Source organism: Mycobacterium nebraskense, from assembly GCF_002102255.1.
Lineage (GTDB): Bacteria > Actinomycetota > Actinomycetes > Mycobacteriales > Mycobacteriaceae > Mycobacterium > Mycobacterium nebraskense.
In genome coordinates, this window is sequence record NZ_LQPH01000156.1 from 1 (window position 1) to 12,878 (window position 12,878).

Genomic DNA, 12,878 nt, shown 5'->3' on the forward strand with positions numbered 1-12,878 from the left:
AAAGCCATACCCGACGTCCCTGGGCAGTTCGAAGCCTACGGCCGAGGGCAACAACCACCCTGCAAGAAAGGTAAGGAAGACATGCCTGAGGGGTTTTACCGGCTGTGCGAGTGGATCGTCCCGCCCCTGGTCGCGATGCAGGGGACCAAATTCACGTATCGCGGCCTGGAGAACATTCCCGAGCGCGGCGGCGCCCTGCTGGCCCAGAACCACACCAGCTACCTGGACTGGCTGCCGACGCTCCTCGCCGTGCGTGAGCGGCGTCGGCGCGCGTACTTCATGATCAAGGCGGAAATGGCCGACGTCAAAGCGGTCAACTACGTCATCGAGCACGCCAGGCTGATCCCGGTGGACCGCAGGACCGGGCACGACGCGCTCGATGTGGCCGTGCAGCGGCTGCGGCAGGGCGAGCTCATCGGGATGCACCCCGAAGCCACGATCAGCCGAAGCTTCGAGCTTCGGGAGTTCAAGACCGGTGCGGCCCGGATGGCGCTGGACGCGCAGGTGCCGATCGTTCCGGTGATCGTCTGGGGTGCGCACCGGATTTGGCCAAAGGATCATCCAAAGAAGGTGTGGCGCAACAAGGTTCCGATCACCGTCGCCGCCGGGCGGCCGCTGCCGCCGCACGGCACGCCCGAGCAGCTCAACGCGGCGCTGCGCGAGGCGATGACGGCGTTGCTGTACCGGGTGCAGGAGGAATACCCGCATCCGGAGGGCGAATTCTGGGTGCCGCGTCGGCTCGGCGGCGCCGCGCCCACCCAGGAAGATTCGCGGGCGATCCGCCTGTCGGAGCTGCAGGCGCGGATGCAGAAATACGGCACCGACGGCGTGACCCGACCGGGACAGAACCAGAGCGGAGTGCATTGATCACACCGGCCAGCTGCGAAGGCCGAAGCGCCCGAATGACTTCAACGTGACTCAGCCGGCGCTCATAGCCTGCGACGTCGACGGCACCTTGTTCGACGAAAACGAAACCATCACCCCGCGCACCCGCGATGCCGTGCGGACCGCCGTCGCCGCCGGCGCGACATTCGTCGTGGCGACCGGCCGCCCGCCGCGGTGGATACGCCCGGTCGTCGACGCGCTCGGCTTCGCGCCGATCGCGGTGTGCGCCAACGGTGCCGTCGTCTACGACCCGGCGACCGACCGGGTGGTGTCGACGCGCACGCTGCCCGTCGACACCCTGGCCGAGTTGGCGGAGCTCGCGACGCGCGTCATCCCGGGCGCGGGCCTGGCCGTCGAGCGAATCGGCGAGAGTGCCCACGACACGGCGACCCCCCAGTTCATCAGCTCGCCCGGCTACGAACATGCCTGGCTGAATCCGGACAACACCGAGGTGTCGATCGAGGACCTGCTGAGCGCGCCGGCGATCAAGCTGCTCATCCGCCGAAGCGGGGCCCGCAGCGCCGACATGGCCGCCGAACTCGCCAAGCATGTCGGCATCGAGGGCGATATCACCTACTCCACCAACAACGGGCTCGTGGAAATCGTGCCGCTGGGCGTCAGCAAGGCCACCGGTGTGGACGAGATCGCCAGGCCTCTGCAGATCACCAGCGGGGAGGTGGTGGCGTTCGGCGACATGCCCAACGACCTACCGCTGCTGCGCTGGGCCGGTCATGGCGTGGCGATGGGCAACGCCCATCCCGACGTGCAGGCCGCGGCCGACGAGGTCACCGCCGCCAACAATGACGACGGAGTGGGGCGGGTGCTGGAGCGCTGGTGGCTCTAGGTGGCGGACGGGTGCGCCGGTAGCGAGAAGTGTTCGGGGGGAACGGTCGGGCCGCTCGGCGATTCCGTCGACAGCGGCGTCGTGATGCCTTCGGCGACCTCGGTGACGTTTCCGGTGAGCCGTTCGTAGTTCAGGGTTCCGTGCTGGAAGTTCTGCGTAATCTGTAGCGGCTCTTGAAGTTCCGCGCTCGTTGGCAAGCCGAGCGGACCGCGTTCGTAACTCAGCGACGCCCAGGCGTCGTAGATCGCGCCGGTCACGGGTTGGGCGCCGGTTTCCGGCGACCAGTACATCGCACCCCTGGCGAACGTGACGTACCGCGCGTCACCCTCGGCGCTGTCCTCCGGAGAGGTCGGCGCGCCCAGCGCGCTGTTCATGCCGCCGATCGCCTGCCAATGGTCGTAGATCGCGCCACCCTGCAAGGCCTTGATCAATTCCTCCGGCGGGTCGTTGAAATGCGAAGCGATATCGCGTACTTCGTCCATCAGGGCGTAGGCGGCGTTGCCGGGGCAATCGGTGTTGCCGACGTCGCGGTGGGTGAAGATCGTCGGCAGCGTCGCGATGGAACCGGCCGCGAAGGTGGTGTAGTGGCTACCCGCCGACTCCAGGGCCACCGTGCCCTTGGGGTCGACGCCGTCCAGGCCCAGCCGCCAGCCGAGCAGCCTGCCCAGGGTGCGCAGCTGGATCGGCGTGGGCGGTACGTCGTCGAAATTGCCGATCATCGCCACGCCCCAGGTGTTGCGGTTGAACCCACCGGTGTGGAAGGCCTCGACCGCTTTGGTCAGCCCCCCGGCGCTGCCCTCGAACACCTGGCCGTACTTGTCGACAAGGGCGTTGTAGGCGATGTCGCACCACCCCAGAGTCTTGCTGTGGTAGGTGTAGATGGCCTTGACGATCCCGGCCGATTCCAGCGGCGAGTAGTCGTTGCTGCCGGCGGTGTGGTGCACGACCGCGGCACGAATCCCGTTGTCGTACTGCGGACTACCGCATCGCAGCGATTCGTCGGCGCCCCATTCCGCCCGGCTGATGATGGCGGGGGCCTGGCCGGGCATCAAGACCCCGGATGGCGGCGTCCACTGCGCTTTCGCCGGCGCTTGCGGTGGCGAGATGAGGATGGCGGAGATGTTCTGCCCGAAGGGTTGTTCCCTGGACGCCGGCTTGTAGCCGAGCCCGGCCTCGTCGGCCGGGTCCTTGGGGGGTGCGGGGAGTGTCCCCAGGGTCACCGGCGCGTCGATCGGTCGGGTGACGGCGATCTGGACGGTCGTGGTGGTGCCGACGAACACCGGGTCGGTGCCGCGCGGCCCCTCGAGTGACCCGGCCGCCGTCGCCCCGTCGGGCGCCGCGGTTTCGTACTCGGTCTGGTACCAGGGCCCCCACGAACCGTCGGGGCGCTTCGCCCGCACCCGGGTCGACGTGCCGGCCAGGTCGCCGGTGAGGGCGACGAGCGAGAACGGGGTGTCCTGGCTGATCTCGCGAACCGTGACGCCGCCGCCCAGCCCGATCAGCGGCTGTTCGGCCAGTTGGGTGTCGTGGGCGGGCGGCGGGCCGGCCGTCCCGCGGTCGCGCGTCGTGTCCGCCACCCAGGACACGATGACGACGGTCGCCGCGATGGCGGTGAGCAACGTCGTCGGCCCACGACTAGGAGACACCAGGCGATGTTACTTGTGTTTCTAATGTTAATGATGAGACGACACGAACTGGCCAGGGGGAATCTGAGCGAAAATCGACGGCACCGCAGAAAGAATCTGCGGTGCCGTCTGGTTGGAGGGTTCCCCCGAAGGTCTAGACGGGAGGCAGGACCGGTGCCGCACCGGCGGCAGCCGGTAACGCGCCGGCAGCACCCGCGGCGGCCGGCAGGGCACCCGCGGCGCCCGGCAGAGCACCCGCGGCGCCCGGCAGAGCACCAGCGGCACCCGGCAGGGCACCGGCGGCACCCGGCAGGGCACCGGCGGCACCCGGGAGCGCGCCCGCGCCGCCACGCATACCCTGCGTGATCGCCGGCATCACCAAGCCCTTGAGCAGATCGATGGCCTGACCGGCGCCGAGCTGGTTGGCGGCCTGCATCACGTCGTTGACCAGACCACCGCCGCCGCCGCTGGAGCTCCCGCTCCCGCCGCCGAGGCCGGTGCCGCCACCGATCGGTGAACCGTTGCCGAAGGACGACGGGTCACCGAGGATCGGGTAGGTGCCGTCGGCGCCCGGGTCCAAACTGGCCGGAGCCGTGATCGGCACCTCACCCTGAGCGGCCGTCGGAGTGCCCAGTCCGGGCGCGATGCCGGCCGGGCTGGTCAGCCCGGGGTTGGAAAGCGCGGGGTTGAGCCCCGCACCCGGGGTCGCCACTCCCGCGCCCGGCGTGGTCGGCAGCGCGCCGGGCGCGGTGAGCCCTGGCGTCGTGGGCGCCAGGCCCGGGCTCGCCAGACTTGGGCTGGTCAGGCCGGGGCTCGTCAAGCCGGGACTGGTCAGGCCGGGGCTCGTCAACCCCGGGCTCGTCAAGCCCGGACTCGTGAGTCCCGGTGTCCCGAGGCCTGGAGTGCCCAGGCCGGGGCTGGTCAGCCCCGGAGTGCTGGTCGCACCCCCGCTCAGCGCGGGCACGGGGGGCAGATTGATCCCGAATTGCGACAGCCCCTGCGACAGCGCGCCCATCAGCTCACCGGGCAGGTCGCTCATCACGGCCGCCTGCTTGAAATCGTGGTGCTCGGGCGGCTTGCTGCCGGCCGTCGATTCGTAGACAAGGAAGTATGCGCAAGGACTCGCCACTGCCACAGCGGCGACCGCGCTCATGGCTGTCGAAAGCTTGCGTCGGCGTCGGTTCGGCACGGAAGTCTCCTCAATCTGGACAACTCAATCTTCAACTGTGTTGTGTCGGTGCGGCCCGCCGTTCTAGCTGGCGAGAACCACACAGAGTCGATGGTACGAGTGAGATTGCTGTGACTAGAGTGGTGATATTGAATCGTGAGGTAATTGCGACTCCGACTGTGATCGCCGAGCTGACGCGTCCTGAGTCCGCCGTCATTTGGCCGAAGCCGGACTTCCTGGCCTCGCCAAATGGGTTAGGCCCACGCGGTCGGATACCCTAAGCAACCGATGACCGCTCGTTTCGATCTCCTCGTCGTCGGCTCTGGATTCTTCGGCCTGACCATTGCCGAGCGCGTGGCTACCCAACTCGGGAAGCGCGTGCTCGTGGTGGAACGCCGCCCGCATATCGGCGGCAACGCCTATTCCGAGGCAGAGCCGCAGACCGGCATCGAGGTCCACAAATACGGCGCCCACCTGTTCCACACCTCTAATAAGAGAGTCTGGGATTACGTGCGGCAGTTCACCGACTTCACCGACTACCGGCACCGTGTGTTCGCGATGCACAACGGGCAGGCCTACCAGTTCCCGATGGGCCTGGGCCTGGTGTCGCAGTTCTTCGGCAGATACTTCACCCCGGACGAAGCGCGCCGGCTGATCGCCGAGCAGGCCGCCGAGATCAAGACCGAGGACGCGCAAAACCTCGAGGAGAAGGCGATCTCGCTGATCGGCCGACCGTTGTACGAGGCGTTCGTCAAGGGATACACCGCCAAGCAGTGGCAGACCGATCCCAAGGAACTTCCCGCCGCCAACATCACCCGGCTGCCGGTGCGCTACACCTTCGACAACCGATACTTCAGCGACACCTACGAGGGGCTGCCGGTCGACGGGTACACGGCGTGGCTGCAGAACATGGCCGCCGACGACCGCATCGAGGTCAGGCTGGACACCGACTGGTTCGACGTCCGCGACCGGCTGCGCGCCGACAGTCCCGAGGCGCCGGTCGTCTACACCGGCCCACTGGACCGCTACTTCGACTACACCGAAGGCCGGCTCGGCTGGCGCACACTGGATTTCGAAGTAGAGGTGCTGCCGATCGGGGACTTCCAGGGCACGCCGGTGATGAACTACAACGATCCCGAAGTGCCCTTCACCCGCATCCACGAATTCCGGCACTTCCACACCGAGCGCGACTACCCGACCGACAAGACCGTGATCATGCGGGAGTTCTCGCGGTTCGCCGAAGACGAGGACGAGCCCTACTATCCGATCAACACCGAGGCCGACCGCGCCCTGCTGGCCGCGTACCGAGGGCGGGCGAAGGCCGAAACCGCGTCGTCGAAAGTGCTTTTCGGTGGCCGGTTGGGCACCTACCAATATCTGGATATGCACATGGCGATTGCCAGCGCACTGAACATGTACGACAACACCCTCGCGCCGCACTTGCGCGACGGGAAAGCTCTAGTGGAGGAAGGCGCGGGGGGATGCGCGCCGGCGACGATGCAGTGGGGGCACCTCCCGCTTGCGGGGGACGAAGCGAGGGGGAGGAGCGGCGCCTAATGACTGCTGTAAGCCTGCTTTCCAGAATCATCCTGCCGCGTCCGGGCGAGCCCCTCGACGTGCGCAAGCTGTACCTGGAGGAATCGACCACCAATGCGCGGCGCGCGCACGCCACCAGCCGCACCTCGCTCGAGATCGGCAAAGAGTCCGAGGTGTCGTTCGCCACGTACTTCAACGCCTTCCCGGCCAGCTACTGGCGCCGCTGGTCGATCTGCACGTCGGTGGCGCTGCGGGTCGAGCTGACCGGCACCGGCCGCGTCGACGTGTACCGGACCAAGGCCACCGGGGTGCGGATCTCCGTCGAGGGCCGCCAATTCGTCGGCACCGACGATCAGCCGGCCATCGTCGAGATCGAGGTGCCGCTCAAGCCGTTCGAGGACGGCGGCTGGATCTGGTTCGACATCACCACCGACACCGCGGTCAGCTTGGTGAGCGGTGGCTGGTATGCCACCGAGGCCGCCCCGGGTACGGCCAACATCGCCGTCGGCATCCCCACGTTCAATCGGCCCGCCGATTGCGTCAACGCCCTGGCCGACCTCACCGCGGATCCGTTGGTGGACGCGGTGATTGGGGCCGTGATCGTCCCGGACCAGGGCGTGCGCAAGGTGCGCGATCATCCGGACTTCGCGGCAGCGGCCGCCGGCCTGGGCAACCGGCTGTCCATCCACGACCAGCCCAACCTCGGCGGTTCCGGCGGTTATAGCCGAGTGATGTACGAGGCGCTGAAAAACACGGACTGTCAACAGATTTTGTTCATGGACGACGACATCCGCATCGAGCCGGACACGATCCTGCGGGTGCTGGCGTTGCACCGCTTCGCCAAGACGCCCATGCTCATCGGCGGTCAGATGCTCAACCTGCAGGAGCCGTCGCACCTGCACATCATGGGCGAGGTCGTCAACCAGTCGAACTTTATGTGGACCGCCGCGCCGCACGCCGAATACGACCACGACTTCGCCGAATTCCCGTTGAACGACAACAACGCTCGGAGCGCGCTGCTGCACCGGCGCATCGACGTCGATTTCAACGGGTGGTGGACGTGCATGATCCCGCGGCAAGTCGCCGAGGAGCTGGGACAGCCGCTGCCGCTGTTCATCAAATGGGACGACGCCGAATACGGTCTGCGCGCCGGCGAGCACGGATATCCGACCGTCACGCTGCCCGGCGCGGCGATCTGGCACATGGCCTGGAGCGACAAGGACGACGCCATCGACTGGCAGGCGTACTTCCATCTGCGCAACAGGCTGGTGGTCGCCGCGATGCACTGGGACGGTGATGTCACCGGACTGGTTCGCAGTCACCTGAAGGCTACGCTGAAACACCTTGCTTGCCTTGAGTATTCGACCGTGGCGATCCAGAACAAGGCCATCGACGACTTCTTGGCCGGCCCGGAGCACATCTTCTCGATCCTGGAATCCGCGCTGCCCGAGGTGCATCGTCTGCGCAAGGCATACCCGGACGCGGTGGTGCTGCCGGCGGCGAGCGAACTGCCGCCGCCGGCGAACAAGACCAAGGCGATGAAGCCGCCGGTGAACCCGCTGTCGATCGGTTACCGGCTGGCCCGCGGCATCGCGCACAACGCGACCAAGGCCGACCCCGAAGCCCACCAGCGCCCGGAGTTCAACGTGCCGACCCAGGACGCCCGCTGGTTCCGGCTGTGCACGGTCGACGGCGTCACCGTGACGACGGCCGATGGGTGCGGCGTGGTCTACCGGCAACGCGATCGGCGCAAGATGTTCCAGCTGCTGTTCGCCTCGCTGCGCCGGCAGCGCCGGCTGGTGGGCCGGTTCGACGAGATGCGCAAGACGTACCGGGGCGCGTTGCCGGTGCTGTCGAGCAAGCAGAAGTGGGAGACGGCGCTGCTACCCGCGCACGCCGAGCGAGAGCATGCCTGAAGCCCCTCCTTCCAGGCCCCCTACTGGGGAGGTGGCCGCGCTCGTGGCCGTGCAATCGGCCTTGGCCGATCGCCCCGGTGTGCTGACGGCGGCGCGCGGGCTGTCCCATTTCGGCGAACACAGCATCGGCTGGCTGGTCGTGGCGGCGGTGGGCGCGCTGTTGATGCCGAAACGGAGCTGGGATTGGCTGGTGGCCGGGGCCGGCGCGTTCGCCGCGCACGCCGCCGCCGTGCTGGTCAAGCGGGTGGTGCGGCGCAAGCGGCCGCACGATCCGGCCGTCGTGGTGAACGTCGGCACGCCCAGCCAGCTGAGTTTCCCGTCCGCGCATGCCACCTCGACGACGGCCGCGGCCATCCTGATGGGCCGGATCACCGGTTTACCGCTGCCCGCCCTGTTGGTTCCCCCGATGGCGTTGTCGCGCATGCTGCTGGGGGTGCACTATCCCAGCGACGTGGCCTGCGGCATCGCCCTCGGTGCCACCGTCGCGCGAATCGCCGTTCGGCTTGAAGGCCCGGCGCGGAAGGTCTGGGCGAATGAGTGAAGACGTGGTGACCGGGCCCTCGGGCAACGTGGTGGTCGGTGTGGTCAAGGCGATGCGCCCGCGGCAATGGGTGAAGAACGTCCTGGTGCTGGCCGCGCCGCTGGCCGCGTTGGGCGGCCCGGTCCGCTACGACTACGTGGACGTGCTGACCAAGGTGTCCGTGGCGTTCGTGGTGTTCTGCCTGGCGGCCTCGTCGATCTACCTGGTCAACGACGCGCGCGACGTTGACGCCGACCGCGAGCACCCCACCAAGAGATTCCGGCCGATCGCGGCCGGCGTGGTGCCCGAATGGCTGGCGTACACCCTCGCGGTGGTTCTGGGGGCGGCCTCGCTGGCGCTCTCCTATTGGCTGACGCCCGACCTGTCGGTGGTGATGGCCGTCTACCTCGGCATGCAGCTGGCATACTGCTTCGGCCTGAAACACCAAGCGGTGATGGACATCTGCATCGTGTCGTCGGCCTATCTGCTCCGGGCCATCGCCGGCGGCGCGGCCACCGGCATCCCGTTATCGCAATGGTTTTTGCTGTCGGCGGCGTTCGCGTCGCTGTTCATGGTGGCCGGCAAGCGCTACGCCGAGCTGCAGGTCGCGGAGCGCACCGGCGCCGCGATCCGCAAGTCCCTGGAGAGCTACACCAGCACCTATCTGCGGTTCGTCTGGACCATGTCGGCCACCGCGGTGGTGCTCTGCTACGGGCTGTGGGCGTTCGAGCGTGACCGCCACTCGGGGTCCTGGTTCGCGGTGTCGATGGTCCCGTTCACCATCGCGATCCTGCGCTACGCCGTCGACGTCGACGGCGGGTTGGCCGGCGAGCCTGAGGACATCGCGCTGCGCGACCGGGTGCTGCAACTGCTTTTTCTGGCGTGGATAGCGACGCTTGGAGCCGCCGTTGCCTTCGGCTAGCCCCGAACTGCAGGCCCTCAAAGCGCGCATGATGCGCGGCCGGCCGGTCATCAGGAGGTTGGGCTGGCCGGTATTCCCGTACACCTCCATGGTGCGGGTCAGCCTGTGGATCAGCGTGGCGGTGGTCTCCTTCCTGTTCGGCTGGGGCGCTTGGCAGCGGCGCTGGATCGCCGACGACGGCCTGATCGTGTTGCGCACGGTGCGCAACCTGCTCGCGGGCAACGGCCCGGTCTTCAACCAGGGCGAGCGGGTGGAGGCCAACACGTCCACGGCCTGGACCTACCTGATGTACGTCGGCAGTTGGGTGGGCGGGCCGATGCGCATGGAATATGTGGCGCTGGCGCTGGCCCTGACACTTTCGGTGGTGGGCGTGGCGCTGCTCATGCTCGGGGCCGCCCGGTTGTATGCACCCAGCCTGCGCGGCCGCAGGGCCGTCATGCTGCCCGCCGGCGCGTTGGTCTACATCGCGCTGCCGCCCTCGCGTGACTTCGCCACCTCGGGTCTGGAGAGCGGGCTCACGCTGGCCTACCTCGGGTTGCTGTGGTGGATGATGGTCTGCTGGGCCCAGCCGGTGCGCAACCGCCCGGATCGCAGGCTCTTCATCGGCGCGCTGGCGTTCGTGGCCGGCTTCAGCGTCTTGGTCCGGCCCGAGCTGGCGCTGATGGGCGGGCTGGCGCTGATCATGATGCTGGTCGCGGCGCGGACGTGGCGCCGTCGGGTGTTGGTCGTGGTGGCCGGTGGATTGCTGCCTGTTGGCTACGAGATCTTCCGGATGGGCTACTACGGCCTGCTGGTGCCCGGAACCGCCCTGGCCAAGGATGCGGCCGGCGACAAGTGGTCCCAGGGCATGATCTACCTCTCGAACTTCGACGCGCCCTATGCGGTGTGGGTGCCGGTGGTGCTCCTCGTGCCGCTGGGGGTGCTGCTGTTGGCGGCACGCCGCCGGCCGTCGTTCCTGCGCCCCGCGCTGGCGCCCAACTACGGGCGGGTGGCCCGGGCGGTCCAAAGCCCGCCGGCCGTCGTGGCCTTCGTTCTGGTGAGCGGTCTGCTGCAGGCGCTCTACTGGATCCGGCAGGGGGGCGACTTCATGCACGGGCGGGTCCTGCTGGCGCCGCTGTTTTGCTTGCTGGCCCCGGTGGCCGTCATCCCGGTGGCCATACCGGACGGCCAGGACTATTCACGGGAGACGGGCTATTGGGTGGCCGGCGCAGCCGGCGCGCTCTGGCTGGGTGTGGCCGGTTGGTCGCTGTGGGCGGCGAATTCACCGGGTATGGGCGACGATGCCACCCACGTCACCTACTCCGGAATCGTCGACGAGCGGCGCTTCTACGCCCAGGCGACCGGGCACGCACATCCGCTGACCGCCGCCGACTACCTGGGGTATCCGCGGATGGCGGCCATCCTGACAGCGCTCGACAACACCCCGGACGGCGCGTTACTGCTGCCGTCGGGCAATTACATCCAGTGGGACCTGGTGCCGATGGCCCAGCCGCAGCCGGGAAGCACCGACAAGTCACCCCAAAAACCGCAGCACACAGTGTTTTTCACCAACCTCGGCATGGTAGGCATGAATGTCGGGCTCGATGTCAGGGTGATCGACCAGATCGGATTGGCGAATCCGCTTGCGCAACACACGGAACGCTTGCAGCACGGTCGCATCGGGCACGACAAGAACCTCTTCCCGGATTGGGTGATCGCCGACGGCCCGTGGGTGAAGGTGTACCCCGGTATTCCAGGTTATTTGGACATGCAGTGGGTCGCGGAGGCGGTAACGGCCCTGAAATGTCCCGAGACGCAGGCGGTGCTGAGCTCGGTGCGCGCACCGATGACCCCGCACCGATTCCTCTCCAACCTGTTGCATTCCTATGAATTCACCGAGTACCGGATCGACCGGGTTCCGCGCTACGAGCTAGCCAGGTGCGGGCTGCCGGTGCCCGCAGAGGCCCCGCCGCCGCCCCGCGAGTAAGCCCCGCGCAGTGGAATTTTCGACCAATCTCAAAATAGCCACGACCCGCGCCCCCTTGAAAGATTGCCAGCAACTTCACATTTGGGCCTTTACCTGCTGGCAATATCGCTCAGGCACATGCGAAAACGCCGCCAACGGCGTTGATGTTTCGCTTGGAAAACATTGGGTAGTGAGGGCCGATTGACGCTTTGCGGGGCCTCCTCGATGCGACCCGGCGGCTGAAGGTGTGGTTGACTACACGGGCACTGCTGCGCGGAGATCGCATGCAGTACGACCCAAGTCATGGACGCGTCCGGATGATGGGCGCGCCGAAAGGATGAGGAAGCAAGGATGACGCTTGTCGACAGGTTTCGCGGCGCCGTGGCGGGTACGCCGCGGCGGCTCGTGGTGGCGGCCGCTGGCGCGGCCCTGCTCTCGGGCCTGATTGGCGCCGTGGGGGGCTCGGCGACCGCTGGTGCTTTTTCGCGCCCCGGTCTGCCGGTGGAATACCTGCAGGTTCCTTCCGCGGGGATGGGCCGCGATATCAAGGTTCAGTTCCAAAGCGGTGGCGCCAACTCGCCCGCGCTGTACCTGCTCGACGGTATGCGCGCGCAGGACGACTTCAACGGCTGGGACATCAACACCCCGGCCTTCGAGTGGTACAACCAGTCCGGCATTTCGGTCGTCATGCCGGTCGGTGGCCAGTCCAGCTTCTACTCAGACTGGTACGCGCCCGCCTGCGGTAAGGCTGGCTGCACCACCTACAAGTGGGAGACCTTCCTGACCAGCGAGCTGCCGGCGTACCTGTCGGCGCAGAAGCAGGTCAAGTCCACCAACAACGCCGCGGTCGGGCTGTCGATGGCCGGGTCGTCGGCGCTGATCCTGGCCGCCTACCACCCGAACCAGTTCGTCTACGCCGGCTCGCTGTCGGCGCTGCTGGACCCGTCGCAGGGGATGGGCCCGTCGCTGATCGGCCTGGCGATGGGCGACGCCGGTGGCTACAAGACCAAGGACATGTGGGGTCCCAAGGAGGACCCGGCGTGGGCCCGCAACGACCCGTCGCTTCAGGTCGCCAAGCTCGTCGCCAACAACACCCGCATCTGGGTGTACTGCGGTAACGGCAAGCCGTCCGACCTCGGTGGCGACAACCTGCCCGCGAAGTTCCTCGAGGGCTTCGTGCGGACCAGCAACCTGAAGTTCCAGGACGCGTACAACGGCGCCGGCGGCCACAACGCGGTGTGGAACTTCGACGCCAACGGCACTCACGACTGGCCCTACTGGGGCGCGCAGCTCCAGGCGATGAAGCCTGACCTGCAGTCGGCGCTGGGTGCCACCCCGGGCGCCGGTCCGGCCACCGCCGCTGCGGCGGCCGGGAACGGCCAGGGCACCTAAGCCCTAGAACCACGCGACTGGCGGCGGAAACCCTTCGGGGTTTCCGCCGCTGGTTGTTTTGGTGTGTGATTTGTTTCACTACCCCGCGGGCGGGGCAACTACGGCGCTGGCTAGTGTGCAGACAG

The 12,878-nt window shown here is 67.6% G+C and carries 9 protein-coding genes and 1 pseudogene; 8 read left to right on the top strand and 2 right to left on the bottom strand.

Annotation, left to right across the window (positions count from 1 at the left end; genetic code table 11):
• Positions 1–81 precede the first annotated feature (81 nt).
• Together AWC17_RS23225 and AWC17_RS23230 are read left to right on the top strand one after the other, a co-directional pair.
• Positions 82–867 (top strand): lysophospholipid acyltransferase family protein, encoded by a 786-nt coding sequence (locus AWC17_RS23225; RefSeq protein WP_046183333.1) that lies wholly within the window; start codon positions 82–84, stop codon positions 865–867.
• A 46-nt stretch (positions 868–913) separates the two neighbouring features.
• Positions 914–1,729 (top strand): Cof-type HAD-IIB family hydrolase, encoded by an 816-nt coding sequence (locus AWC17_RS23230; RefSeq protein ID WP_047322852.1) that lies wholly within the window; start codon positions 914–916, stop codon positions 1,727–1,729.
• Here the strand turns inward: AWC17_RS23230 and AWC17_RS23235 are convergent.
• Positions 1,726–3,375 carry an LGFP repeat-containing protein gene (locus AWC17_RS23235; protein ID WP_197083527.1) on the bottom strand — a complete coding sequence of 550 codons (1,650 nt, stop codon included), beginning with the start codon at positions 3,373–3,375 and terminating at the stop codon, positions 1,726–1,728. The genes AWC17_RS23230 and AWC17_RS23235 overlap by 4 nt on opposite strands.
• Before the next feature lie 133 nt (positions 3,376–3,508).
• A complete protein-coding gene (locus AWC17_RS23240) occupies positions 3,509–4,543 on the bottom strand; it encodes a PirG (RefSeq protein ID WP_197089773.1) in 1,035 nt (344 codons plus the stop codon).
• 267 nt (positions 4,544–4,810) lie between these two features.
• Here AWC17_RS23240 and glf point away from each other — a divergent pair.
• From glf to ag85A, 6 genes and pseudogenes are all read left to right on the top strand, one after another.
• Positions 4,811–5,998: pseudogene (glf, locus tag AWC17_RS23245) on the top strand (UDP-galactopyranose mutase); the annotation flags it as partial.
• 80 nt (positions 5,999–6,078) lie between these two features.
• The gene (locus AWC17_RS23250; RefSeq protein WP_085165150.1) at positions 6,079–7,974 is read left to right on the top strand and encodes a glycosyltransferase; all 1,896 of its coding nucleotides are present in this window, start codon (positions 6,079–6,081) and stop codon (positions 7,972–7,974) included.
• Complete coding sequence (locus AWC17_RS23255) at positions 7,967–8,515, top strand: phosphatase PAP2 family protein (protein ID WP_167385627.1); 549 nt, start codon at positions 7,967–7,969, stop codon at positions 8,513–8,515. The genes AWC17_RS23250 and AWC17_RS23255 overlap by 8 nt, the downstream gene beginning before the upstream one ends.
• Positions 8,508–9,416 carry a decaprenyl-phosphate phosphoribosyltransferase gene (locus AWC17_RS23260; RefSeq protein WP_046183191.1) on the top strand — a complete coding sequence of 303 codons (909 nt, stop codon included), beginning with the start codon at positions 8,508–8,510 and terminating at the stop codon, positions 9,414–9,416. Before AWC17_RS23255 ends, AWC17_RS23260 begins: the two co-directional genes overlap by 8 nt.
• Positions 9,403–11,382: a terminal beta-(1->2)-arabinofuranosyltransferase gene (aftB, locus tag AWC17_RS23265; RefSeq protein WP_269432117.1), complete on the top strand. Its 1,980-nt coding sequence runs from the start codon at positions 9,403–9,405 to the stop codon at positions 11,380–11,382. Before AWC17_RS23260 ends, aftB begins: the two co-directional genes overlap by 14 nt.
• Before the next feature lie 330 nt (positions 11,383–11,712).
• Complete coding sequence (gene ag85A / locus AWC17_RS23270) at positions 11,713–12,753, top strand: diacylglycerol acyltransferase/mycolyltransferase Ag85A (RefSeq protein WP_046183189.1); 1,041 nt, start codon at positions 11,713–11,715, stop codon at positions 12,751–12,753.
• Positions 12,754–12,878: the final 125 nt, after the last annotated feature.

Bases quoted from the DNA above. Each gene is read 5' to 3' on its own strand.
- ag85A (WP_046183189.1), top strand. From the start codon at position 11,713: ATGACGCTTGTCGACAGGTTTCGCGGCGCCGTGGCGGGTACGCCGCGG.
- AWC17_RS23250 (WP_085165150.1), top strand. From the start codon at position 6,079: ATGACTGCTGTAAGCCTGCTTTCCAGAATCATCCTGCCGCGTCCGGGC.
- AWC17_RS23225 (WP_046183333.1), top strand. From the start codon at position 82: ATGCCTGAGGGGTTTTACCGGCTGTGCGAGTGGATCGTCCCGCCCCTG.
- AWC17_RS23255 (WP_167385627.1), top strand. From the start codon at position 7,967: ATGCCTGAAGCCCCTCCTTCCAGGCCCCCTACTGGGGAGGTGGCCGCG.
- AWC17_RS23260 (WP_046183191.1), top strand. From the start codon at position 8,508: ATGAGTGAAGACGTGGTGACCGGGCCCTCGGGCAACGTGGTGGTCGGT.